The sequence below is a fragment of the Streptomyces tropicalis genome (genome assembly GCF_029269835.1).
Lineage (GTDB): Bacteria > Actinomycetota > Actinomycetes > Streptomycetales > Streptomycetaceae > Streptomyces > Streptomyces tropicalis.
On the sequence record NZ_JARJBB010000009.1, the window covers coordinates 16,751 to 39,964 of the forward strand.

Annotated in this window: 19 protein-coding genes and 2 pseudogenes; 10 read left to right on the forward strand and 11 right to left on the reverse strand. The window is 72.9% G+C overall.

What is annotated here, in order from left to right:
* Positions 1–14: 14 nt before the first annotated feature.
* Positions 15–1,166 (reverse strand): NADH-quinone oxidoreductase subunit D, encoded by a 1,152-nt coding sequence (locus P3H78_RS18680; RefSeq protein ID WP_276110176.1) that lies wholly within the window; start codon positions 1,164–1,166, stop codon positions 15–17.
* Positions 1,167–1,239: 73 nt separating this feature from the next.
* On the opposite strand from P3H78_RS18680, the pseudogene P3H78_RS18685 reads away from it, so the two are divergent.
* A pseudogene (locus P3H78_RS18685) lies at positions 1,240–1,939 on the forward strand (PH domain-containing protein); the annotation flags it as partial.
* Here P3H78_RS18685 and P3H78_RS18690 read toward each other — a convergent pair.
* Positions 1,869–3,455: a hypothetical protein gene (locus P3H78_RS18690; protein WP_276110177.1), complete on the reverse strand. Its 1,587-nt coding sequence runs from the start codon at positions 3,453–3,455 to the stop codon at positions 1,869–1,871. The pseudogene P3H78_RS18685 and the gene P3H78_RS18690 sit on opposite strands and share 71 nt — an antisense overlap.
* A gap of 124 nt (positions 3,456–3,579) precedes the next feature.
* A complete protein-coding gene (locus P3H78_RS18695) occupies positions 3,580–4,704 on the reverse strand; it encodes an alpha/beta hydrolase (protein WP_276110178.1) in 1,125 nt (374 codons plus the stop codon).
* Positions 4,705–4,930: 226 nt separating this feature from the next.
* Here P3H78_RS18695 and P3H78_RS18700 point away from each other — a divergent pair, with 226 nt between their 5' ends.
* From P3H78_RS18700 to P3H78_RS18725, 6 genes are all read left to right on the forward strand, one after another.
* Positions 4,931–6,742, forward strand: coding sequence for a phosphatidylglycerol lysyltransferase domain-containing protein (locus tag P3H78_RS18700; protein WP_276110179.1), 1,812 nt, complete (start codon positions 4,931–4,933; stop codon positions 6,740–6,742).
* Between the two features lie 122 nt (positions 6,743–6,864).
* Positions 6,865–7,785, forward strand: a complete 921-nt coding sequence (folP, locus tag P3H78_RS18705) for a dihydropteroate synthase (protein ID WP_276110180.1) — start codon at positions 6,865–6,867, stop codon at positions 7,783–7,785.
* Positions 7,782–8,285 (forward strand): nuclear transport factor 2 family protein, encoded by a 504-nt coding sequence (locus P3H78_RS18710; RefSeq protein WP_276110182.1) that lies wholly within the window; start codon positions 7,782–7,784, stop codon positions 8,283–8,285. The genes folP and P3H78_RS18710 overlap by 4 nt, the downstream gene beginning before the upstream one ends.
* Positions 8,286–8,532: 247 nt before the next feature.
* Positions 8,533–8,892, forward strand: a complete 360-nt coding sequence (gene folB / locus P3H78_RS18715; RefSeq protein WP_276110183.1) for a dihydroneopterin aldolase — start codon at positions 8,533–8,535, stop codon at positions 8,890–8,892.
* Positions 8,889–9,500, forward strand: coding sequence for a 2-amino-4-hydroxy-6-hydroxymethyldihydropteridine diphosphokinase (gene folK / locus P3H78_RS18720; protein WP_276110184.1), 612 nt, complete (start codon positions 8,889–8,891; stop codon positions 9,498–9,500). The genes folB and folK overlap by 4 nt, the downstream gene beginning before the upstream one ends.
* A gap of 169 nt (positions 9,501–9,669) precedes the next feature.
* A complete protein-coding gene (locus tag P3H78_RS18725; protein ID WP_276110185.1) occupies positions 9,670–10,158 on the forward strand; it encodes a DUF3180 domain-containing protein in 489 nt (162 codons plus the stop codon).
* Positions 10,159–10,245: 87 nt separating this feature from the next.
* Here P3H78_RS18725 and folE read toward each other — a convergent pair whose 3' ends face one another.
* The 6 genes from folE to dacB all read right to left on the reverse strand — a co-directional run bounded on the left by folE (position 10,246) and on the right by dacB (position 18,060).
* Positions 10,246–10,851, reverse strand: coding sequence for a GTP cyclohydrolase I FolE (gene folE / locus P3H78_RS18730; protein ID WP_276110186.1), 606 nt, complete (start codon positions 10,849–10,851; stop codon positions 10,246–10,248).
* A gap of 132 nt (positions 10,852–10,983) precedes the next feature.
* Positions 10,984–13,023 (reverse strand): ATP-dependent zinc metalloprotease FtsH, encoded by a 2,040-nt coding sequence (gene ftsH, locus P3H78_RS18735; RefSeq protein ID WP_276110187.1) that lies wholly within the window; start codon positions 13,021–13,023, stop codon positions 10,984–10,986.
* Between the two features lie 186 nt (positions 13,024–13,209).
* The gene (hpt, locus tag P3H78_RS18740) at positions 13,210–13,770 is read right to left on the reverse strand and encodes a hypoxanthine phosphoribosyltransferase (RefSeq protein WP_276110394.1); all 561 of its coding nucleotides are present in this window, start codon (positions 13,768–13,770) and stop codon (positions 13,210–13,212) included.
* Positions 13,771–13,877: 107 nt separating this feature from the next.
* Positions 13,878–15,017 (reverse strand): tRNA lysidine(34) synthetase TilS, encoded by a 1,140-nt coding sequence (tilS, locus tag P3H78_RS18745; RefSeq protein ID WP_276110188.1) that lies wholly within the window; start codon positions 15,015–15,017, stop codon positions 13,878–13,880.
* A gap of 193 nt (positions 15,018–15,210) precedes the next feature.
* Complete coding sequence (locus tag P3H78_RS18750) at positions 15,211–16,344, reverse strand: zinc-dependent metalloprotease (protein ID WP_276110189.1); 1,134 nt, start codon at positions 16,342–16,344, stop codon at positions 15,211–15,213.
* Between the two features lie 135 nt (positions 16,345–16,479).
* Positions 16,480–18,060, reverse strand: coding sequence for a D-alanyl-D-alanine carboxypeptidase/D-alanyl-D-alanine endopeptidase (dacB, locus tag P3H78_RS18755; RefSeq protein ID WP_276110190.1), 1,581 nt, complete (start codon positions 18,058–18,060; stop codon positions 16,480–16,482).
* 79 nt (positions 18,061–18,139) lie between these two features.
* On the opposite strand from dacB, the gene P3H78_RS18760 reads away from it, so the two are divergent.
* Positions 18,140–18,628: an inorganic diphosphatase gene (locus P3H78_RS18760; protein ID WP_276110395.1), complete on the forward strand. Its 489-nt coding sequence runs from the start codon at positions 18,140–18,142 to the stop codon at positions 18,626–18,628.
* Between the two features lie 117 nt (positions 18,629–18,745).
* Complete coding sequence (locus tag P3H78_RS18765; RefSeq protein WP_276110191.1) at positions 18,746–20,455, forward strand: threonine/serine exporter family protein; 1,710 nt, start codon at positions 18,746–18,748, stop codon at positions 20,453–20,455.
* A 306-nt stretch (positions 20,456–20,761) separates the two neighbouring features.
* Here P3H78_RS18765 and P3H78_RS18770 read toward each other — a convergent pair.
* Positions 20,762–21,802: pseudogene (locus tag P3H78_RS18770) on the reverse strand (DedA family protein); the annotation flags it as partial.
* A gap of 139 nt (positions 21,803–21,941) precedes the next feature.
* Between P3H78_RS18770 and P3H78_RS18775 the strand changes: the two are divergent.
* Positions 21,942–22,307, forward strand: coding sequence for a YbjQ family protein (locus tag P3H78_RS18775; protein WP_276110193.1), 366 nt, complete (start codon positions 21,942–21,944; stop codon positions 22,305–22,307).
* Positions 22,308–22,332: 25 nt separating this feature from the next.
* Here the strand turns inward: P3H78_RS18775 and P3H78_RS18780 are convergent, their stop codons facing one another.
* Entirely contained in the window at positions 22,333–23,094 is a 762-nt protein-coding gene (locus tag P3H78_RS18780; protein ID WP_276110194.1) for a MerR family transcriptional regulator, read from the reverse strand.
* Positions 23,095–23,214: the final 120 nt, after the last annotated feature.

Consider the following 23,214-nt stretch of genomic DNA (forward strand, 5'->3'; position numbering starts at 1 on the left):
AGGCCCGCGCGGGGCTACTTGTCGATGTCGCCGACCACGAAGAACATCGAGCCCAGGATCGCCACCATGTCCGCGACCAGCGTCCCCGGCAGCAGCTCGGTCAGGGCCTGGATGTTGTTGTACGACGCCGAGCGCAGCTTCAGCCGGTACGGGGTCTTCTCGCCCTTGCTCACCAGGTAGTAGCCGTTGATGCCGAGGGGGTTCTCGGTCCACGCGTAGGTGTGCCCCTCGGGGGCCTTGAGGACCTTCGGCAGCCGCTGGTTGACGGGGCCGGGCGGCAGACCGGCGAGGCGGTCCAGGCAGGCGTCGGCGAGGTCGAGCGCGTTGTGGGTCTGCTCCAGCAGGCACTCGAAGCGGGCCAGGCAGTCGCCCTCGCCGCGGGTGACCACCTTCAGGGTGTCCTGGAGCTGCCCGTAGGCGAGGTAGGGCTCGTCGCGCCGCAGGTCGAAGTCGACGCCCGAGCCGCGGGCGATCGGCCCGCTCACGCCGTAGGCGTGCACCGCCCCGGGCGCGAGCACGCCCACGCCCCGGGTGCGGCCGCGGAAGATCTCGTTGCCGAGCACCAGGTCGTCGAAGACGTCCATGCGCGAGCGGACCGCGGCGACGGCGGCACGCGCGCGCGTGCTCCACCCGGCCGGCAGGTCCTCCTTGAGGCCGCCGACGCGGTTGAACATGTAGTGCATCCGGCCGCCGGAGACCTCCTCCATCACGTTCTGGAGGACCTCGCGCTCGCGGAACGCGTAGAAGACCGGGGTGATCCCGCCGAGCTCCAGCGGGTAGCTGCCGAGGAACATCAGGTGGTTGAGCACCCGGTTCAGCTCGGCGAGCAGCGTGCGCGTCCACACCGCGCGCTCCGGCACCTCCATGCCGAGCATGCGCTCGACCGCGAGGACCACGCCCAGCTCGTTGGAGAAGGCCGACAGCCAGTCGTGGCGGTTGGCGAGCATGACGATCTGGCGGTAGTCGCGCGCCTCGAACAGCTTCTCCGCACCGCGGTGCATGTAGCCGATCACCGGCTCCGCATGCCGGATGCGCTCGCCGTCCAGCACGAGCTTCAGCCGCAGCACGCCGTGCGTGGAGGGGTGCTGCGGGCCGATGTTGAGCACCATGTCGGTGCTCTCCGCGGCGCCGCCGATCCCGACCGTGGTCTCCGTCGTAGGAGTCATGGGGACAGTCTCCCCCACGTACGCCGGCCCCGTGGAGACGGGGAGCGGGGAGGGAGGACGCGGGGGCGTCGAGCGGGGGCTGCTGGACCGCGCCCACGGGACGGTGCCGCCGGAGCGGGTGCAGGCGGTGCGGATCGTGGAACCGCCGACGCGGCGGCCGGGGTGGGGGCGGGTCGAGCCGGACGCCGCCGGGTCGTCCGGCACCGTGCTCCTGCCGGTTGCTCCGCGCACGGGCGCCGCGGAGGTCGTCGCCCGGGTGCTGCCGGGAGTGCGCGTGCCGGAGGCGGACCCGGGAGCGCGCCCGCCGCGACGCGCCCGGTGGTGCGTGCCGGTGTGGTGGCGGGGCCATGGACTCGTCGTCACGGACGCGGTGTTCGCCGCGCGGTACGGCCCGGTGCCGCGGCGGCTCGCGCTGGTGCCGCACGCCCGGGTGCGCCGCGCCCGGCTGGTCCAGGGGCCTGGCAGCGCCGGTGGGGCGTCGCCGACGTGCGGGGGGACCGGGGGCGGGCAGGACGGTCACGGCGCGGCTGCGGGGCGCGCGGGAGGCGGCCGCGCTGCTGCGGACCCGGGCCGAACGCTCGAGGAGGGGGCGGAGGGACGCCCGGCCGGACGGCCCGAACACGACGGGCGCGGTGCCTCACGGCACCGCGCCCGTCCTGCGTTCCCTCGTCCACCGGCGGCCCCGCCGTCCACGGCCGCCCGTCAGGAGGCCGCGCTGCGCAGCCCCTGCACGTCGATCTGCTCGGTCTCGTCGTGCTCCGTCAGGTCGATGACCTGGCCCGCCTCGCGGGCGGTCGCGGCGGCCGGCTTGTACCGGGACTCGGCCTCGGCCTTGTGCAGGGCCAGGGCCTCCTGCCCCACCACGTCGGCCAGGTCCTCGTTCTGGACGGCCTCCAGCTCGGTGGCCGCCCCGCCCTTCTGGGTGCCGAAGAAGTCGAACCCGCCCTCGACGACCGGGCGCCGCGCGGGCGCGGCCGGCACGACGGCCACCGCGGTCGGCACGGTGAAGTGGCCCGAGGGCTGCGCCGCTGCGGAGGGAGTGGTGGCGGCGACCGCGTGCTCGTGCGCGCCGGCCGCCGTGGACTTCCCCTCCGCCTCGTCCTCCTGTACGGGGGCGGCCCCGGTACCGGGACCGCCGTCCGTGGGTCCGGCGGGCACGGTGCCCTCGGGGGCCGCGGCGGGGTCCGCGGATGCGGATCGCGTCGGGGCCGTGCGGCCGGCGTCCGCGATGGAGCGGGCGTCCGTGACGTGAGCCGCCGGACCGCCGTCCCGCGCGGGGGCGGACGCCCCGGCCGGGCGGGCCGTGTCCGGACCGGCCGTCGCCGTGCCGTCGGTCCCGGGCGCCTCGTCGCCGTCCGGGTCCGGAGCGGCGTCGCGGGATCCGTCCGCGTCCGGGGCGGCACCCTGGGATCCGTCCCCACCGGTGTCCGCCCGCACGTCCGCGTCGCTGCGGGTCTTGGCGTCCTCCGGCGCTTCCGCGTCCCGGTGCGCCTCGGTCTCCGTCTCCGCGTCGGCGTCGAGGCGGGACAGCGCCGCCCCCGCGCGCAGGAACAACTGGGAGCCCTCGGGCGAGAAGACGGGGGACGTCCGGGGGGACTCCTCCGCCTCCTCCGCGCGCGCCTCCCGCGGGCCCGGCGTACCGGCTCCGGCATCGATGTCGGACCCTGCGTCCGCCGTCCCGCCGGACGCCGTGGTCCCCTCGTGGGCGGGCGTGGGGGCTGCCGCCTGCGGGTCCGCCACCTCCTCGTCGCGCGCCGGGGGCACGTCCTCGTCGACCGCCGCGGGCCGCCCGGTCCGGTCGTCCGTCCCCGGGGGCAGCGCGCGCGCATCGGTGGACGCCTCGATCTCCAGCAGGCGCCGGCCCTCCAGGGCGGTCGCCCGCTCGGTCTCCGCCGTGGCGTACCGCCTCAGCAGCGAGGCGTGCTCGTTGCGCAGGCCCGCCAGCTCCGCACGCTTCGCGCGGAGCTTCTGCTCCAGGCGGCCGCGCAGTTCGCGGGACTCCTCCAGGTCGGTCTCCAGTTCGGCGACCCGCTCCTCGAAGCGCCACTCGTCACCCGCCCGCGCGCGCGTGAGGTCGGCGACCTGCTTGCCCGCCTGCACGTCCCAGCGGCGCATGACGAACGCGCCGAGCGCCGCCGTCGCCGCGCCGGCCGCCGCCAGGGAGCGCAGCACCATCGGTGCCGCGAACACCCAGGGGCCGAGGGCGCAGACGAGCGCGACACCGGCGATCGCCGAAGGAGGCAGAAGCCTGTGCAAGGGCGGGGAATGGCGGTGACGTCCACGTGGCATGGCCAGAAACTTACCGCGCGTAGGCGAATCGCGGAGCCCCGGGCCGCAAAAAGGCAGCCCTACCGAGTCCTTCACGCGACATCAGGAGTTCCGCGTGCATTTCCCCTCCCCAATCAAGATCATTTCAGAGGTCGCTCAGCCGTCCGCTCATCCACTGCAGCGCACCGGGGATCTCGCGCCGCCACGTGTTGAAGTTGTGGCCGCCGCTGGCGAGGATGATCGACGCGATCCGCGTCTTATTCGTGGCCCGCACCGCGTTGATGAAGGCCAGCGTCGCCTTGTAGTTGGTTTCGCCGAGACGGCTGCTGGTGACCAGCAGCGACGTGTTCGGAGCCGGCAGGTGCCTGATGCTCCATGCCAGGTCGGCGCGATTCTGCAGGGCCTTGTTCCGGTGGAAGAGATCGCCGGTCGTGGGGTCGATCGGCGCCTTGTAGTAAGGGGAAAGGCCGACGCCCGCGGCATACACCTCGGGATGGTGCACGGCGAGTTTCAACGCGCAGTAACCGCCGGTGGAATCACCGATGATGCCCCAGCTGCCGGGCTTCCTGCCGATCCGGTAGTGGGCGAGCAGCGCGTCGGGCAGGTCGCGGGCGAAGAACGACTCGGTGTGCGGGCCGCCGGGAATGTCGACGCACTCGGTGTCCCGCGGCGGCGCCACCGTCGGACGCAGCATCACCAGGATCATCGGCTGCATCCGGCCGTCCTTGGCGAGGTTCTGCGCCGTCTCCGGGTACTTGAGCTTCGACACCAGCGCCTGCGTCGTCCCCGGGTAGCCGGTGAGGACCACGGCCGCGGGGAACGTGCGGTTGCGGTACTGCGGCTGGAAGTACTCCGGCGGCAGGTAGACGGACGCGGGCGACGCTATGTGCGTCGTGCGGCCCACGATGTCGACCTTCTGGATCTGGCCGGACAGCTGCGGCCGCCCACCCCCCGACAACGACATCTGCTGCGTGCCGACCACCTGGAGCGGGCCGCCGGTGGAGCCGCCGTTGTTGTCGACGACGACGCCCTGGTCCGTCTCCTCGCCGAGGAGGTCCGCCCAGCTGGCGTAGAAGCCGAAGCTCTGGTTGGCGACCAGGCCCGCGCAGGCGAAGAGCGCGACCTGGGTGGCCAGCAGCATGCCGACGCGCCCGCTGACGGCCTGCCAGGTGCGGCGCGCCAGGTGTGGCCAAAGCCACACCGTGCCCGCAAACAGCAGCACGGCCAACAGGACCGCCAGTACCAGCACTTTGTTGCTCGTGAGACCCATGGGCCCTTCCCTGCCTGCACTTCCCGGCCGCTCCGCCGACGCTCCTTCGCGTGGACTTGCCCCGGCCTTTCCCTTGCCTTTGTCCCGACTTTCCGGTGGGGAGTGAACCTTCCTCCCCGAGACACCGTCCTAGAGGGCGCAATGTCGCCGGATGCCCGGATCGGCACCGGATTCAAGGTCTCTCGCAGAACTACGGGATGCGATGTCTGTCAGGATAGATGGGGAAATGTCTGACCGGGTTCCGAGCCGATCAACCCAAGTGCGGCGCGTACTGCGCGGTCCGCGCCCCGAAGCCGTTCCGGCACTGGTCGGCACCGCCTGCGCGGTCGTGGGTCTCCTCGACATCGCCGCGGGCGTCTTCCCGCGCTTCCGGCACAGCCGCATGCACGAGATCGCCGAGGTGCTGCCGGGCTCGTTCGGCCCGTTCGCCGCGGCGCTCTCACTCAGCGCGGGTGTCCTCCTGCTGCTGCTCGCGCACGGCCTGAAGCGCCGCAAGCGCCGGGCCTGGCGGGCGGCCGTGGCCCTGCTGCCGGCCGGCGCCGCCGCGGAGTTCGTCTACCGGCACTCCGTCATCGGCGTGGTCATCGCACTGGCGCTGCTCGCGCCCCTGCTGATCCACCGATCGGAGTTCGCCGCCCTGCCGGACCCGCGCAGCCGCTGGAAGGCACTGGCCAACTTCGTCCTCATGAGCGCCGGTTCGCTCGTCCTCGGGATGATCATCGTCAGCGTCCACCCGCACCGCATGGTGGGCAACCCGAGCGTCGCCGACCGCCTCACCCACGTCGTCTACGGCCTGTTCGGCTTCGAGGGCCCCGTCTACTACCAGGGCGCCACCTCCTGGACCGTCGCCATGTCCCTCGGCGCCCTCGGCTGGCTGACCGCGGTGACCACCGTCTACCTCGCCTTCCGGCCCGAGCACCCGGCCGCCCGCCTGACGGAGGAGGACGAGTCCCGGCTGCGCGCCCTGCTCGACAAGCACGGCGCCCGCGACTCCCTCGGCCACTTCGCGCTCCGCCGCGACAAGGCCGTCGTCTTCTCCCCCAGCGGCAAGGCCGCCGTGACCTACCGCGTCGTCTCCGGCGTGATGCTCGCCAGCGGCGACCCGATCGGCGACGTCGAGGCGTGGCCGGGCGCCATCGAGCGCTTCATGGACGAGGCCAAGGCCCACTCCTGGACGCCCGCGGTCGTGGGCTGCTCCGAGACCGGCGGCGAGGTGTGGACCCGGGAGACCGGCCTGGACGCCCTGGAACTGGGCGACGAGGCGGTGGTGGACGTCGCGGATTTCTCCCTCGCCGGACGCGCGATGCGCAACGTCCGTCAGATGGTCAAGCGCATCGAGCGGGCCGGCTACGAAACCCGGGTACGGCGCACCCGTGACATCGGCGAGGCCGAGCTGGACCGGATCCGGCACGCCGCGGAGGACTGGCGCGGCACCGACACCGAGCGCGGCTTCTCCATGGCCCTCGGCCGCATCGGCGACCCCGCCGACCAGGACTGCCTCATCGCCACCGCGCACAAGGCGGACGACGCGGCCGGCCCCTACGGCGACCTGAAGGCGGTCCTGCACTTCGTGCCCTGGGGCACGGACGGCGTCTCCCTGGACCTGATGCGCCGCGACCGCTCCGCCGACCCCGGCATGAACGAGCTGCTGATCGTCGCCGCGCTCCAGGCCTCGCCCAAGCTCGGCATCCAGCGCATCTCGCTGAACTTCGCGATGTTCCGCTCGGCCCTGGCCCGCGGCGAGAAGATCGGCGCCGGCCCGGTGCTGCGCGCCTGGCGCGGACTGCTGGTCTTCCTCTCCCGCTGGTTCCAGATCGAGTCGCTGTACAAGTTCAACGCCAAGTTCCAGCCCCGCTGGGAACCGCGGTTCGTGGTCTACCGGGCCTCCGCCGACCTGCCCCGCATCGGCTTCGCCGCCATGCAGGCCGAGGGCTTCGTCGACATCGCCCTGCCGCTGCCGCGCTTCCTGCGCCGCCGCTCCGCCGCCGCCCGCCCCTGCACCCACACGGTCGCCGAGCACGACATGCGCGCGGCCTGACCCCGGAGCCGGACCGCACGGCCGGCCTCCCCCCACAGCGCGAAGCCCCCGGTCCCCGGCCGGGGGCTTCGCGCTGGCCCCGGGATCGCGGCGGCACCCGGAACAGACCCTAGGCTGAACGTATGAGCAATCACAGCGCACGCGGCCGCGTGGCGGGCCTCCCTGCGTGGGACCGCTGCGCGGTCATGGGGGTGGTCAACGTCACCCCCGACTCCTTCTCCGACGGCGGCCGCTGGTTCGACACCACCGCGGCCGTCAAGCACGGCCTGCACCTGGTCGCGCAGGGCGCCGACCTCGTCGACGTGGGAGGCGAGTCCACCCGCCCCGGCGCCACCCGCGTGGACGAGGCCGAGGAGCTGCGGCGGGTCGTCCCCGTGGTCCGCGGGCTGGCCTCCGAGGGCGTCGCGGTCTCCGTGGACACCATGCGCGCCTCCGTCGCCGCCCAGGCGCTCGCCGCGGGCGCCGCGCTCGTCAACGACGTCAGCGGCGGCCTCGCCGACCCCGCCATGGTCCCCGTCGTCGCCGAGGCGGGCGCCCCCTTCGTCGTCATGCACTGGCGCGGCTTCCTGCAGGGCGGCGCCGTGCAGGGCGTGTACGAGGACGTCGTCACCGAGGTCGCCGACGAGCTGCGCGCACGCGTGGAGGCCGTCCTGGACGGCGGCGTCGCCCCGGAGCGGATCGTCGTCGACCCCGGCCTCGGCTTCTCCAAGGAGGCCGAGCACGACCTGGCGCTCCTGGCCCACCTCGACCGCCTGCTCGGCCTCGGCCACCCCGTGCTGGTCGCCGCCTCCCGCAAGCGGTTCCTCGGCCGGGTCCTGGCCGGCCCCGAGGGCGCCCCGCCACCGGCCCGGGAGCGCGACGCCGCCACGGCCGCCGTGTCCGCACTCGCGGCGCACGCCGGCGCGTGGGCGGTGCGCGTCCACGAGGTCCGCGCCACGGCGGACGCCGTACGGGTCGCACAGGCCGTGGAGGAGGCACGCGGCCATGCACACACGCCGGGCGGAATCACGCCGGGCGGGAGCACCCCGGAAGAGGCCCGGTGAGCGCGCCCCACACCGACGTCGAAGAGGTCGAGGCGGCCAACACCGCGTTCTACGAAGCACTGGAGCGGGGCGACTTCGACGCGCTGTCCTCGCTCTGGCTCACCCCCTCCGACCTGGGCGTCGACGAGGAGTGGCACGACCCCGCCGACACCGGCGTGATCTCCTGCGTGCACCCCGGCTGGCCGGTGCTCACCGGCCGCGGCGAGGTCCTCAGGTCGTACGCGCTGATCATGGCGAACACCGACTACATCCAGTTCTTCCTCACCGACGTCCATGTGTCCGTCACCGGCGACACCGCCCTGGTGACCTGCACCGAGAACATCCTCAGCGGCGGGCCCCCGCCGCAGGGCGAGGACGAGCTCGGCCCACTGGTGGGACAGCTCGTGGTCGCCACGAACGTGTTCCGGCGCACCGGCGCGGGCTGGAAGCTCTGGTCGCACCACGCCTCACCGGTTCTGGCCGAAAACAGCGGGGACGAGGACGACGAGACACCCACCTGAGTGGGTAGGCACCTCCGCAGGAGCGAAGAAGTGGTTGGAATCACGGTCTCGGGGTAGGGGCGGCTACCGAGCCGTGGCAGCCGGGTTCTCCAGGGGAAACGCACCGTGAACCCTTCCGGTCCGGGTGCCGGCCCGCCTCCCCGCGTCCCGGCTCTGTCCGTGCCCGCAGGTAGATTCGTTCGAGGCCGGTGCACCGCCCGCACGCGGTGACCACCGGTCGCCACCGACGATTGCAGGAGTGATTCGCGTGGATCGTGTCGCGCTGCGCGGCCTGAAGGCCCGCGGGCACCACGGAGTGTTCCCCAAGGAACGCGAAGAGGGGCAGACCTTCATCGTGGACCTGGTGCTGGGCCTGGACACCCGCCCGGCCGCGGCCGGCGACGACCTGGCGAAGACCGTCCACTACGGCATCGTGGCCGAGGAGGTCGTGGCCGCCGTCGAGGGCGAGCCCGTGAACCTCATCGAGACCCTGGCCGAGCGCATCGCCCAGGTGTGCCTGAAGCACGAGGGGGTCGAGGAGGTCGAGGTCTGCGTGCACAAGCCCGACGCGCCGATCACCGTCCCCTTCGACGACGTGACCGTCACCATCACCCGGAGCCGAGTATGACCGCACCGTTCACCAAGGGTCCCCACGACCCGACCGTCCAGCCGGTCCCCGCCTCCGTCGTCGACCAGGTCGACGCCGCCGACACGACGCTGTCCAACCCCAAACGCGCAGTGGTCTCCCTCGGCTCGAACCTCGGCAACCGCCTGGAGACCCTCCAGGGGGCCGTCGACGCCCTCGAGGACACCCCCGGGGTCCGCATCAAGGCCGTCTCCCCCGTCTACGAGACGGAGCCCTGGGGCGTCGAGCCCGGCACCCAGCCGTCGTACTTCAACGCGGTCGTGGTGCTGAAGACGACCCTCCCGCCGTCCTCGCTCCTGGAGCGCGCACACGCCATCGAGGAGGCCTTCAACCGGGTCCGGGACGAGCACTGGGGCCCGCGCACCATCGACGTCGACATCGTCTCCTACGCCGACGTCGTCTCCGACGACCCGCAGCTGACCCTCCCCCACCCGCGGGCCCACGAGCGCGCCTTCGTCCTGGCCCCCTGGCACGACGTCGACGTGGAGGCGCAGCTCCCCGGCCGCGGCCCCGTGGCCCACCTCCTCGGCACCGTCACCCGGTCCGGCGTCGCGCCGCGCGCCGACCTGGAACTCCGGCTGCCCGAGTAGTCGTTAAGGTCTAGGGCGTGCGCGCCGCACCGCCGGGCAGGCGGGACCTGCGCGCCACGCCCTGACGCCGGAGACACGTCACGGCACCAGACGACGCCCGCTCCGACCGGGTCGCGACCGGACCGGGACGAGCCGCCGACCCACAGTCCGGGGGAGCTGAAGGAAGACCGTGAAAGAGCTGCGCATCAGGGTGCTGGCCGGCGTGTTCGTCGTCGCCGGCGTGCTGTCGTGGGCGGGCGCCCGCCTGTGGAACTCCGTGGGGACCCTCCCCAGCGTCCCCCTGGCCGCCCCCATCGTCCTCGCACTGATCGCCGTGGTCCTGCTGTCCACGGCGCTCTCCCTGCGCGCCCGCCTGCGGGCCCAGCGCGAGCGCCGCCCCGGCGCCAAGGGCGTCGACCCGCTGATGGCCGCCCGCGCGGTCGTCTTCGGCCAGGCCAGCGCCCTGGTGGCCGCCCTGGTCGCCGGCATGTACGGCGGCACGGGCGTCTTCCTGCTCGAACTGCTGGACATCCCCGCCCGCCGCGACCAGGCCTTCTACGCCGGCTTCTCCGTCCTCGCGGGCATCGCCGTGATAGCGGCCGCCCTCTTCCTGGAGCGCGTCTGCAAACTCCCCGAGGACGACGACGAGGACCACAACGGCACGGAGCCGGCGGCCTGACCACCAGGGCCCGCGCACCGGACGGCCGGCCACCAGGAGTCCCGGGCAGGGGTCGAGGCGGCAGCCGTAGGGAGTGAGGGCTCGGGCCTATCGCGCCATGATCAGGCTCATCGCCTCGTTGCGCGTGGCAGAGTCCCGCAGCTGGCCGCGCACCGCCGACGTGATGGTCTTCGCACCCGGCTTCCGGACGCCCCGCATCGTCATGCACATGTGCTCGCACTCGATGACGACGATCACTCCGCGCGGCTCGAGGATCTTCATCAGCGAGTCGGCGATCTGCGTGGTGAGCCGCTCCTGCACCTGCGGGCGGCGCGCGTAGACGTCCACGAGCCGGGCGAGCTTCGAAAGGCCCGTGATCTTGCCGTCCACGGACGGGATGTAGCCGACGTGGGCCACGCCGACGAACGGCACGAGGTGATGTTCGCAGGAACTCAGCACCTCGATGTCCTTCACCAGCACCATCTCGTCGTGGCCCAGGTCGAAGGTCGTGGTCAGGACGTCCTCGGGCTGCTGGCGCAGGCCGGCGAATATCTCCTGGTAGGCCCGGGCCACCCGGGCGGGGGTCTCGCGCAGGCCCTCGCGGTCCGGGTCCTCGCCGACCGCGATCAGCAGCTCGCGGACGGCGTTCTCGGCGCGCTTCTCGTCGAACTCGCCGATGGTCCCCTCGCCGTCCAGCGTCACGGGGTCGGTCATCTGAAGCCTCGTTCCTGTGCGTGTCACGCGTGTGGGCCACGCGCCTCATCTGCGGACATACGGACATGCCGCGCCCCCCAAGGCTAGAACCTCGGGGGGCGCGGCATTCATTCCGGGGCCGGTAAGGGCCGGTCAGGTGTCCCGGCGGTCCTCCGGAGCCTGCTCGGTCGCCGGGCCGGGCTCCGTCGCCGTCGACTTCACGGTGCTGATCGCCGGGGAGGCGCCGTTCGCACCGTTGGTCAGTGCCAGCTCCTTGGGGGAGAGCACCGGCGGGCGGGTGGACGGCGTGCGCCGGGAGGAACCGGTCCAGGCGGGCCGGGGCGGGCGCTTGACGATCTGGGCGAAGATCTCGGCGATCTCCTCCTTGCCCAGGGTCTCCTTCTCCAGGAGGGCCAGGACGAGGTTGTCGAGGACGTCGCGGTTCTCGACCAGGATCTCCCAGGCCTCGTTGTGCGCATTCTCGATGAGCTTCTTGACTTCCTCGTCCACCAGGGCGGCGACCTCTTCCGAGTAGTCGCGCTGGTGGGCCATCTCACGGCCGAGGAAGGGCTCGGTGTTGTCGCCGCCGAACTTGATGGCGCCGAGCCGCTCGGTCATGCCGTACTGCGTGACCATCGCGCGGGCCGTGGAGGTGGCCTTCTCGATGTCGTTGGCCGCGCCGGTGGTCGGGTCGTGGAAGACGAGCTCCTCCGCCGCGCGCCCGCCCAGCATGTAGGCCAGCTGGTCGAGCATCTCGTTGCGGGTGGTGGAGTACTTGTCCTCGTCCGGCAGGACCATCGTGTAGCCGAGGGCACGGCCGCGCGAGAGGATCGTGATCTTGTGGACCGGGTCGGAGTTCGGCGAGGCCGCCGCGACCAGGGCGTGACCGCCCTCGTGGTACGCGGTGATCTTCTTCTCCTTGTCCGACATGATCCGGGTCCGCTTCTGCGGGCCCGCGACCACGCGGTCGATCGCCTCGTCCAGCATCTGGTTGTCGATCAGCTTCTTGTCCGAGCGGGCCGTCAGCAGCGCGGCCTCGTTCAGCACGTTGGAGAGATCGGCACCCGTGAAGCCGGGGGTACGACGGGCGACGGCGCTCAGGTCGACGTCGGGCGCGACCGGCTTGCCCTTCTGGTGGACCTTGAGGATCTCCAGGCGGCCCTGCATGTCCGGGCGGTCGACCGCGATCTGCCGGTCGAAGCGGCCGGGACGCAGCAGCGCCGGGTCCAGGATGTCCGGGCGGTTGGTCGCGGCGATGAGGATCACGCCGCCCTTGACGTCGAAGCCGTCCATCTCGACGAGCAGCTGGTTCAGCGTCTGCTCGCGCTCGTCGTGACCGCCGCCGAGGCCGGCGCCGCGGTGGCGGCCGACCGCGTCGATCTCGTCGACGAAGACGATGGCGGGCGCGTTGGCCTTGGCCTGCTCGAAGAGGTCACGGACCCGGGAGGCACCGACACCGACGAACATCTCGACGAAGTCGGAACCGGAGATCGAGTAGAAGGGGACGCCGGCCTCGCCCGCGACGGCGCGCGCGAGCAGGGTCTTGCCGGTGCCGGGCGGGCCGTACAGCAGCACACCCTTGGGGATCTTGGCGCCGACGGCCTGGAACTTGGCCGGCTCCTGCAGGAACTCCTTGATCTCGTGGAGCTCCTCGACGGCCTCGTCCGCGCCGGCGACGTCGGTGAACGTCGTCTTCGGGGTGTCCTTGGTGATGAGCTTGGCCTTGGACTTGCCGAAGTTCATGACCCGGGAGCCGCCGCCCTGCATCTGATTCATCAGGAACAGGAAGACGACGACGATGAGGACGAAGGGGAGCAGGGAGAGCAGGACGCCGACGAACGGGTTCTGCTTGGACGGCGAGACCGTGTAGCCGTCCGGGATCTGCTTGTCCTGGTACTTGGTCTGCAGCATGTTGGCGACGGTCACGCCCTGGTCGCCGATGTAGCTCGCCTGGATCTTCGAGCTGCCCTCGACCTTCTGCCCGTCCTTGAGCTCGACCTTGATGGTCTGCTCGTCGCCGGTGGTCAGCTTGGCCGACTGGGCCCTGTTGTCGTTGATCGCTGCAACGACCTGGCCGGTGTCAACCGTCTTGTAGCCGCCGGACGAGCCGACGACCTGCATCAACACGACCACGGCAAGGACGGCCAGCACGATCCACATGACCGGCCCACGGAAGTATCGCTTCACGTCCATCCATACGGAGCGGTGCCGCCCCGTCCCTCCTGCCACAGTGAGTTTGATAAGACAGTTCTTCTGACGGTACCCCAGCATGGTGACCCGAAGCCGCACGGGCGGCCCGGCGTTCCCGTCTGCATGCTCCAACGGCCGCAGGCCCCCCGAGGTTCCCGATCACCGTACGGCTCTTGGGCCCTCCGAGGGTCAGCCGCCGTACACGTGGGGCGCGAGCGTACCGACGAACGGCAGGTTCCGGTACTTCTCGGCGTAGTCCAGCCCGTAGCCGACGACGAACTCGTTGGGGATGTCGAAGCCCACCCACTCCACGTCGATGGCGACCTTGGCGGCCTCGGGCTTGCGCAGCAGCGTGCAGACCTTCAGCGAGGCGGGCTCGCGCGAGCCGAGGTTGGAGATCAGCCAGGACAGGGTCAGGCCCGAGTCGATGATGTCCTCGACGATCAGGACGTGGCGGCCCTTGATGTCGGTGTCGAGGTCCTTGAGGATCCGCACCACGCCGGAGGACTGGGTGCCCGCCCCGTAGGAGGACACCGCCATCCAGTCCATGGTGAGCGGGGTGGACAGCGCCCGGGCGAGGTCGGCCATGACCATCACCGCGCCCTTGAGGACGCCGACGATCAGCAGGTCCTTGCCCGCGTACTCCGCGTCGATCTTCGCGGCCAGCTCGGCCAGCTTGGCGTCGATCTCTTCCTTGGTGATGAGTACCTGCTGGAGGTCGGCACCCATGTCTTTCGCGTCCACCCGCATCACTTTCGGTCGTCCCACCGGCTGTCCCGGCCTCTCCCGCAGGAGGGGCCGACCGTCCGGACCGGCCCCCTCGGGGGCCGACCGGGCGCCTCCCGAGGGGGAGGGATTCAGCCTTGCCGGATCACCAGTCTGCCACCCTGCCGCTGGGCGACGACCCGGCCCGGCAGGTTGATGGCCCCCTGACCGCGCCAGCCGGTGATCAGCCGGTCGACTTCCTCGATGTGCCGGGCGAAGAGGGAACCGGCCGGAGCGCCGGCGTCGATGGCGGCACGGCGCAGGATCCGGCGGCGCACGGCGGGCGGCAGGGCGAAGAGCTTGTCGCACTGCAGGCGGCCGGCGGCGTCGCGGACGGATGCCTCGGCCTGGCCGGCCCAGATGTCGAGCGCGTCGGCGTCGTCGCGGGAGAGCTGGGCGGTGCGGGCCAGGGCCTCGACGACACCCTTGCCCAGGGCCTTCTCCAGGGCCGGCAGCCCTTCGTGGCGGAGGCGGGACCGGGTGTAGGCGGGGTCGGCGTTGTGCGGGTCGTCCCAGACGGGCAGGGACTGGACCATGCAGGCCTTGCGGGCGGTCTGCCGGTCGATGTGCAGGAAGGGGCGGCGGTAGCGGCCGCCGGTCCCCGAGACCGCGGCCATGCCCGACAGGGAGCGGATGCCGGATCCGCGGGCGAGGCCGAGCAGGACGGTCTCAGCCTGGTCGTCGCGGGTGTGGCCGAGCAGGACCGCGGCGGCGCCGTGGCGTTCGGCGGTGGCGTCGAGGGCCGCGTAGCGGGCGTCCCGGGCGGCGGCCTCGGGGCCGCCCTCGCGGCCGACGGCCACGGCGACCGACTCGACCGGGTCCAGGCCGAGCTCGCGCAGGCGCAGGGCGACTTCCTCGGCGCGCAGGTCCGAGCCGGGCTGCAGGCCGTGGTCGACGGTGATGCCGCCCGCGCGCAGACCCAGCTTGGGGGCTTCGAAGGCGAGGGCGGAGGCGAGCGCCATGGAGTCGGCGCCGCCGGAGCAGGCGACGAGCACGAGCGGTGCCGGTGGGCGCCCGGGCGGGGCGGGCCGGCGTCCGGGCCCGGCGCTCTGCGGCGCGGGCAGGACGCCGCGCGCGGGCTGTTCGCGCCGGGGGGCGTGCAGGGCGCCCTGCGCGGTGCGCGCGGGCGGCAGCGGCTCGGCGGCGTGGCCCGAGGTCTGCTCGTTGAGGATGTCGTGGAGGACGCGGCGTACCGCCAGGCGTATCGCCGCGACCGCAGGATGGGGACCCATGTCCGGTTCCCTTCACGGAGTTTTCGGGGGGTGAGCCCGAGGATCGGTCACTCAGAGTGTGTCGATGGTGACAGAAACGGGCCGTTCCCCGAGCATTGCACGCCTACGCATGGCCCACGGTCCCTCGGACGGGTGAATGGAGCGACGTTTACCTGCCGTCGGCCGGATCCGGTTCATGGCGCGCACGGGTCGCTCACGGCTCCGGGCGGCGGTGCACGCGGGCGATCCAGTCGGCGGGCTTGGCGATCTCCGCCTTGGTGGGGAGGGTGTTGGGCGAGGTCCAGACGCGGTTGAAGCCGTCCATGCCGACCTGGTCCACGACGGCGCGGACGAAGCGTTCGCCGTCCCGGTACTGGCGCAGCTTGGCGTCGAGGCCGAGCAGTTTGCGCAGGGCCGCGTCGAGGCGGGAGGCGCCCTTGGCGCGCCGCTGCTGGAACTTCTCGCGGATCTCCGCGACGCTCGGCACGACGTCGGGGCCGACGCCGTCCATGACGAAGTCGGCGTGTCCCTCCAGGAGGGACATGACGGCGGTGAGGCGGCCGAGGATCTCGCGCTGCGCCGGGCTCTGGACCAGTTCGACCAGGGAGCGGCCGCCGTCGCTCTCCTCGCCCTCGGGGCGGCCTCCGGCGAGCGACTGGGCGGCCTCACGGATGCGCTCCAGGAAGGCACCGGGGTCGACGTCGGTCTCGGCGAGGAAAGACTGGATCTCGCCCTCGAGGTGGTCGCGGAGCCAGGGCACCGCGGTGAACTGCGTGCGGTGGGTCTCCTCGTGCAGACACACCCAGAGGCGGAAGTCGTGCGGCTGCACGTCGAGTTCGCGCTCGATGTGGACGATGTTGGGGGCGACGAGCAGCAGCCGTCCCCCGCCGCCGTCACCGGCGGGCAGGTCGCGGGTGGAGGGGGCGAAGGTCTCGTACTGGCCGAGGACCCGGGAGGCGAGGAACGACAGCAGCATGCCCAGTTCGACGCCGGTGACCTTGCCGCCGACGGCGCCGAGGACCGAGCCGCCGGGGGTGGCACCGCGCCGTTCCTGCATCTTCTCCAGCAGCGGGCGGAGGATCTCGCGGAACCCGGCGACGTTGGCCCGCACCCAGCCCGGCCGGTCGACGACCAGGACGGGGGTGTCGTGGACGTCGCCGGTGCCCAGCCGGGTGAAGCCCCTCACGTGCTGCTCCGAGGCCTTGGCGTGCCGGCGCAGTTCGGCGACGACGGCCCCGGCCTCGTCGCGGCTGATCTCGGGGCCGGGCCGTACGAGCCGGGTCGCGGTCGCGACCGCGAGATTCCAGTCGACCATCCCGGAAGAGGCAGCACCACCGATGCTCGTCATGCGTCAACGGTACGTGAGCAGCGCCGCCCGGGGCAGGGCCCGCGGGTCCTGCACCGCCCGGACCGGCCGGTGCGCCGGAGGGCGCTGGGCCGGTGCGGGGCGGTGGGCGGCGCGGCGTGCGGGAGCCGCCGGGGGTCAGCGGCAGCCGCAGCCGGCGAGGGCGGTCGCGGTGCGGTCCAGGGCCGCCTGGGCGGTGTCGGGGCCGGTGGTGTCCTGGGCGAGGAAGGCGAAGGCGAGCAGCCGGCCGTCGCGGTCCACGACCGTGCCCGCGAGCGTGTTCACGCCGGTCAGGGTGCCCGTCTTGGCCCGGACGACCCCGGCGGCACCGCCCTTGTAGCGGCCGCTGAGGGTGCCGGTGAAGTGGGCGACGGGCAGGCCGGTGAGGACGGGGCGCAGCTCGGGGTGGGCGGGGTCGCCGGCCTTGGTCAGCAGGGCGGTGAGCAGGTCGGCCGTGAGCCGGTCGGAGCGGTCGAGTCCGCTGCCGTCGTGGAAGGCCGCGCCGGCGAGGGGCAGGTGGAGCCGGGCGAGCCGGTCGGCGATCGCGGCGGCGCCGCCCTGGAAGTCGGGGCGGCGCCCCGTCGCGGCGGCGGTCTGGCGGGCGAGGGCCTCGGCGATGTCGTTGTCGCTGTTGGTGAGCATCCGCTCGACCAGGGCGGACAGCGGCGGTGAGGACACGGCGGCCAGGGTGGTGGCGCGGGCGGTGGCCTTGGAGGGGCCGGGGGCCGTGGTCGTGATGCCCTGCGCGTTGAGGAACCGGCCGAAGCTGCGGGCGGCGTCGGCGGCCGGGTCGGCCGCGCGGGGGGCGGGACCGCTGGTGGAGCCGTCGGTGCGGGCCTCGTCGGCCGTCAGGGCGCTGACCGCGGCGAGGTTGTCGTTGACGCCGATGGGGTGGAGGCCGGTCCCGGCGTAGAGGGTGGTGTCGTAGGACAGGGTCACGCGGGACGTGCCGCGCTTCTTGAGGGCGGCGGCGGTGTTCGCGGCGAGGGTGCGCAGGGACGCCCAGCCCCGGGCGTCCTTCCGGGCGGTGAGCGTGGGGTCGCCGCCGCCGACGAGGACCAGCTCCCCGGTGCCGGGCTCCAGGGCGGCGCGGGTGGTGAGGCGGTGGTCGGCGCCGAGCGCGGACAGCGCGGCGGTCGCGGTGGCGATCTTGGTGGTGGAGGCGGGGGTGAGGGCGTCGTCCGTGCCCTCGCCGAAGAGCCGCCGGCCCGTGGCGATGTCGACGACGGCCGCGCCGTGGCGGGCGCCGAGCGCCGGGTCGGCGAGCAGCGGGCCGAGGACGTCGGCGAGCGCGGGGCCGCCCGAGGCGGACCTGACGGTGTTCGCCGACCGGCCGAGGCCGACCAGCACCGGGGCGGCGCTGATCGCGGTCTGCGGATCCCCGGCTCCGGACGAATCGGACCCGTCGCCGTGATCTGCGCCACCCGCGGGCCCCTGGGCGGCGGCCCGGTCCCGCTCGGCCGTACGCTGACCGGAGGAGTCCCAGGGACCGGCGACGGCGGCCACACCGGCGGCCAGCGCCAGCCCCGCGGAGACGGCACCCGCGGTGTACCGCCAGGCCCCCCGCCCGGCGGGCCGCGGCCGCACCGCGCGCGTCCACCGTGCGAGGCGCGGCCGGACGGTCCGTGCGGCCCGTACGACATGCGGCCGAGCGGTCCGCGCGACCCGCGCCAGGCGCGGCCTCGCGGCACGCCATGCCTTCAGCTCCGGCACGACCACCAGCCCCTTTCGCGATCACACACGTGCGTGAGGGACACTTAACCACCAGAACTATGTGTTGATCATGGAGGAGCCACCGGTGGAGTTCGACGTCACGATCGAGATCCCGAAGGGTTCGCGGAACAAGTACGAGGTGGACCACGAGACCGGTCGGATCCGCCTGGACCGTCGACTCTTCACCTCGACCAGCTACCCGGCCGACTACGGCTTCGTCGAGAACACGCTCGGCGAGGACGGCGACCCGCTGGACGCGCTGGTGATCCTGGACGAGCCGACGTTCCCCGGCTGCCTCATCAAGTGCCGTGCGATCGGCATGTTCCGGATGACGGACGAGGCCGGCGGCGACGACAAGCTGCTGTGCGTGCCGGCGTCCGACCCGCGCGTGGAGCACCTGCGGGACATCCACCACGTGTCGGAGTTCGACCGCCTGGAGATCCAGCACTTCTTCGAGGTCTACAAGGACCTGGAGCCCGGCAAGTCGGTCGAGGGCGCCAACTGGGTGGGCCGGACCGAGGCCGAGGCCGAGATCGAGCGGTCGATCAAGCGCGCCCAGGAGCACGGTCACTGATCCGTCCGGCGTCCGGGGCCGCGCGCACCTCTTGATCACGGGGGGCGACGCGGCCCTTTCGCGTTCCGGTGCGCATACTGAGGCTTACGGAAGGTGTCGTTCAGGGAGCGTTGCTCAGTGACGGATGCGGAGGACCGCAAGCCGCAGTCGGACGAGGCGAGGAGTGCGTTCCGGCCTCCCGCCCGGGCGGCCGTGGCGTCCTCGGTCGACGGCGAGTCGTCCACGACCTCGGAGTTCGCGCTCCCCCAGGGGCTGGTCGTCCCCAGAACCGGGGGGGAGTCGCCGGAGACGACCTCGGAGTTCGCGGTCCCGGACGGGCTCGACGTCTCCTCTCACGCCGCGGAGAGCGAGGGGTCGGCGTTCAGCACGCCGAGCCTGTACAGCAGCAGCGGGGCGCCCGCCGCCTTCACTCCGCCGAACGGCATCCCCCTGGTCAGCCTGACCAAGGACGCCCCCTGGCAGGACCGGATGCGCACGATGCTGCGCATGCCGGTCACCGAGCGTCCGGCGCTGGAGCCGGTGCAGAAGGCGGAGGAGGAGGGCCCGGCCGTCCCGCGCGTGCTGGACCTGACGCTGCGTATCGGCGAGCTGCTGCTCGCGGGCGGCGAGGGCGCCGAGGACGTGGAGGCGGCGATGTTCGCGGTCTGCCGCTCCTACGGCCTGGACCGCTGCGAGCCGACCGTCACCTTCACGCTGCTGTCGATCTCCTACCAGCCGTCGCTGGTGGACGACCCGGTGACGGCGGCGCGCACGGTCCGCCGCCGCGGCACCGACTACACCCGCCTCGCGGCCGTGTTCCGGCTCGTCGACGACCTGAGCGACCCGGAGAACCACCTGTCGCTGGAGGAGTCCTACCGGCGGCTCGCGGAGATCCGCCGAAACCGTCACCCGTACCCGGGCTGGGCCCTCACCGCTGCCGCCGGGCTGCTGGCCGGTGCGGCCTCGGTGCTGGTCGGCGGCGATCTGATCGTGTTCGTCGCGGCCGCGCTCGGCGCGATGCTCGGCGACCGGCTGGCGTGGCTGTGCGCGGGGCGCGGACTTCCGGAGTTCTACCAGTTCACGGTCGCGGCGATGCCCCCGGCGGCGCTCGGGGTCGCGCTGACGGTGGCGCACGTCGAGGTGAACGCGTCCGCGGTCATCACCGGTGGGCTGTTCGCGCTGCTGCCCGGCCGGGCGCTGGTGGCGGGCGTGCAGGACGGCCTGACCGGCTTCTACATCACCGCCTCCGCGCGTCTGCTGGAGGTCATGTACTTCTTCGTCGGCATCGTCGCCGGCGTGCTGCTGGTGCTGTACTTCGGCGTGAAGGTGGGCGCCCAGCTCGACCCGGACGTGGCGCTGAGCGTCAGCGAGCGGCCGGTGCTGCAGATCGTGGCGTCGATGCTGCTGTCGCTGACCTTCGCGGTGCTGCTCCAGCAGGAGCGCTCCACGGTCCTGTGGGTGACCCTCAACGGCGGCGTCGCCTGGACGGTGTACGGCGCGATGCACTACGTCGGCGATCTGTCGCCGGTGGCCTCCACGGCGGCGGCCGCGGGCCTGGTGGGCCTCTTCGGGCAGTTGCTGTCGCGCTACCGCTTCGCGTCCGCGCTGCCGTTCACCACGGCGGCGATCGGTCCGCTGCTGCCCGGTTCGGCGACCTACTTCGGGCTGCTGTCCATCGCGCAGAACAACGTGGACAAGGGGCTCGTGTCGCTGGCCAAGGCGGTGTCGCTGGCCATGGCGATCGCGATCGGCGTGAACCTCGGGTCGGAGATCTCCCGGCTGTTCCTCAGGCTGCCCGGCGGTTCGGCCGAGGGGCGGCGGGCGGCCAAGCGCACCAGGGGTTTCTGACCGCCCGCGCCGGTCTCACGTCCGGTAGGGGTCCTGGCCGTGCGGGTGGGGCCGGCCGCCCCGCCCGTCGCCGTCCTGGCCGCCGTACGGCTGCCGGGGGTACTGCTGCTGCGGATACGCCTGCTCCGGGGGCTGCGGGTACGCCTGCTGCGGGCTCTGCCGGTCCGGGTGCTGCCCCTGCGTGTACGACGGGTCTCCGCCGTGCCGGCCCGGGTACTGCGGCCGGGCGTACGCCTGCGGGTCCGCGTACTGCGGGTCCGCGTGTCCCCGGTCCGCGTACTGCGGGTCCGCGTACCCCTGGCCGGCGTGTCCCCGGTCCGCGTGCTGCGGGTCCGCGTACCCCTGGCCGGCGTGGCCCTGGTCCGCGTACTGCTGCCCGGGGTACTGCGGCCGCGCGTACCGGCCGCCTTCGTGGTGCTGCCGGTCGCCGTACCCCTGATCGCCGTAGGCCCGGTCCCCGTAGGCCTGATTTCCGTAGGCCTGATTCCCGTGGGTGCGGTCTCCGTACGCCTGGTCCGGGTACGCCCGGTCCCCGTAAGCCTGGCCGGGACCGCCGTACGGCTGCTGCTCCTGGCGCGGGTACGGGCGGGCGCCGCCGCGGGGCGCGCCGGGGGCCTGCGCGGGATCCGGGGAGGCCGGCTCGACGCGGCGCAGCCGGGTCGTCGCGTCGTCCAGGGTGGGCTGCTGCGGCCCTGCGGGGGCGGCCGGCTCCTCCCGAGGGGCCTTGGCGGCCTTGGAGCGGGCCCGCAGGACCTCGATGGCGACCGGGACCACCGAGACGAGGACGATCAGGATCAGGATCGCCTCGATGTTGTCCTTCACGACCGCGATGTTGCCGAGCCAGGAGCCGAGCAGGGTGACGCCCGCGCCCCACAGGGCACCGCCGATGACGTTGAAGATCAGGAACGAGCGGTACTTCATGCCGCTGACGCCGGCGATGATCGGCGTGAAGGTGCGCACGATGGGCACGAATCGGGCCAGGATCAGGGACTTCGGGCCGTACTTCTCGAAGAACTCGTGCGCCTTGACCACGTTCTCCTGCTTGAAGAGGCGTGAGTCGGGGCGGGAGAAGAGGGACGGGCCGACCTTCCTGCCGAACATGTAGCCCGCCTGGTCGCCCAGGACCGCGGCGAGGCAGATCAGGGCGATGGCACCCCACAGCGGGAAGTGCAGCTGGCCCGAGGTGATCAGCAGGCCGCAGGTGAAGAGCAGGGAGTCGCCCGGCAGGAAGAAGCCGACGAGCAGGCCCGACTCGGCGAAGACCACCAGGAGCAGGCCCCATATGCCGAACGATTGGAGGAGGTGGTTCGGATCGAGCCAGCTCGGGCCGAGGGCAAGCGTCGTCACGGTTCCGGGCTCCTGGGGGTGGGCTGGTGCGGTGTCGGGGGGTGGGGCCGCACAAAGCTATCAACGCTCGGTGTACGGCCCGGGTTCCACGGGTGCCGACAGGATGCACGGCGGGCTGCGGGGGCCCAGGCTGTGAGCCATGGGTATCGAGGACTACGGCGGCGGGCAGGGCCCGCGCGCGGACGTGCTGGTCGTGACGACGAACGACGTGCCCGGCTACCGGGTGGAGCAGGTCGTGGGCGAGGTCTTCGGGCTGACCGTGCGCTCGCGGCACCTGGGCAGCCAGATCGGCGCGGGCCTGAAGGCGATGATCGGCGGCGAGCTCAAGGGGCTCACCAAGACCCTGGTGGAGACCCGCAACCAGGCCATGGAGCGGCTGGTGGAGCAGGCACGCGCGCGGGGCGCCAACGCGGTGCTGGCCTTCCGCTTCGACGTGAGCGAGGCGGCGGACGTGGGCACGGAGGTGTGCGCGTACGGCACGGCGGTGGTCCTGGCCCGGGAGTGACGTCCGCCACACCCGGGCCGGGGCGTCAGGCGCCGTGCCGGGCGGCGTTGGCGAGGATCGCGTCCCTGAGGTGCGCGGCCAGGCCCGGCGCCAGGGCGTCGTAGTGGGCCGTGAAGCGCGCGTCGGCGACGTACATCTCCCCCAGGCAGCGGTGCATGGCGTGGGGGCAGTCGTAGAACCACCGGCCCATGTGCCGCCGGTGCTCCTCGGCGAGGTCCATGGCCTCCTCGCCGGCCGCCGGGTGCCCGGCGGTCACCAGGGCGGCGTAACGGGCGTTCCAGTCGTCCGTCTCCGCCTGGATGCGCTTCCAGTCGTCCTTCGTGTACCGGGCGGCGCGGCGCTGCGACTCGGCGTACGCCTCCGTGCCGCCCCAGCGCTGCCGCGCCTCGTCGGCGTACTGCTCCGGGTCCTGGTCGCCGAAGACCTCGAACCGCTCCTCGGGGGTGAGGTTGATGCCCATCCTGCGTGCCTCCATGGCGTGTTCCACGGCCGCGGCCATCTTCTGCAGCTTCTCGATCCGGGTGCTCAGCAGGTCGTGCTGGCGGCGCAGGTGGACCTGCGGGTCCGCGTCCGGATCGTCGAGCAGGGCCGCGACCTCCTCGAGCGGGAAGCCGAGCTCCCGGTAGAACAGGATCTGCTGAAGCCGCTCCAGGTCGGCGTCGGTGTACCGCCGGTGGCCCGCGTGGCTGCGCCCGCCGGGGACGAGCAGTCCGATGCCGTCCCAGTGGTGCAGCGCGCGCACCGTCACCCCGGCGAAACGGGCGACCTGTCCCACGGAGTAGCCCATGTCCGCTCCTTTCTCTCCGTCGCCGTCCACCGTCGGCCCTGACGCCGCGTGAGGTGCAAGCCCGGCTCCCCCGGCCCCGGGCCGGGCACTCCCGGGGGGCAAGCGCGTCCCGCCTTCCGG

Bases quoted from the DNA above. Each gene is read 5' to 3' on its own strand.
- P3H78_RS18680 (WP_276110176.1), bottom strand. From the start codon at position 1,166: ATGACTCCTACGACGGAGACCACGGTCGGGATCGGCGGCGCCGCGGAG.
- P3H78_RS18690 (WP_276110177.1), bottom strand. From the start codon at position 3,455: ATGCCACGTGGACGTCACCGCCATTCCCCGCCCTTGCACAGGCTTCTG.
- P3H78_RS18695 (WP_276110178.1), bottom strand. From the start codon at position 4,704: ATGGGTCTCACGAGCAACAAAGTGCTGGTACTGGCGGTCCTGTTGGCC.
- P3H78_RS18700 (WP_276110179.1), top strand. From the start codon at position 4,931: ATGTCTGACCGGGTTCCGAGCCGATCAACCCAAGTGCGGCGCGTACTG.
- folP (WP_276110180.1), top strand. From the start codon at position 6,865: ATGAGCAATCACAGCGCACGCGGCCGCGTGGCGGGCCTCCCTGCGTGG.
- folK (WP_276110184.1), top strand. From the start codon at position 8,889: ATGACCGCACCGTTCACCAAGGGTCCCCACGACCCGACCGTCCAGCCG.
- folE (WP_276110186.1), bottom strand. From the start codon at position 10,851: ATGACCGACCCCGTGACGCTGGACGGCGAGGGGACCATCGGCGAGTTC.
- ftsH (WP_276110187.1), bottom strand. From the start codon at position 13,023: ATGGACGTGAAGCGATACTTCCGTGGGCCGGTCATGTGGATCGTGCTG.
- hpt (WP_276110394.1), bottom strand. From the start codon at position 13,770: ATGCGGGTGGACGCGAAAGACATGGGTGCCGACCTCCAGCAGGTACTC.
- tilS (WP_276110188.1), bottom strand. From the start codon at position 15,017: ATGGGTCCCCATCCTGCGGTCGCGGCGATACGCCTGGCGGTACGCCGC.
- P3H78_RS18750 (WP_276110189.1), bottom strand. From the start codon at position 16,344: ATGACGAGCATCGGTGGTGCTGCCTCTTCCGGGATGGTCGACTGGAAT.
- P3H78_RS18775 (WP_276110193.1), top strand. From the start codon at position 21,942: ATGGGTATCGAGGACTACGGCGGCGGGCAGGGCCCGCGCGCGGACGTG.
- P3H78_RS18780 (WP_276110194.1), bottom strand. From the start codon at position 23,094: ATGGGCTACTCCGTGGGACAGGTCGCCCGTTTCGCCGGGGTGACGGTG.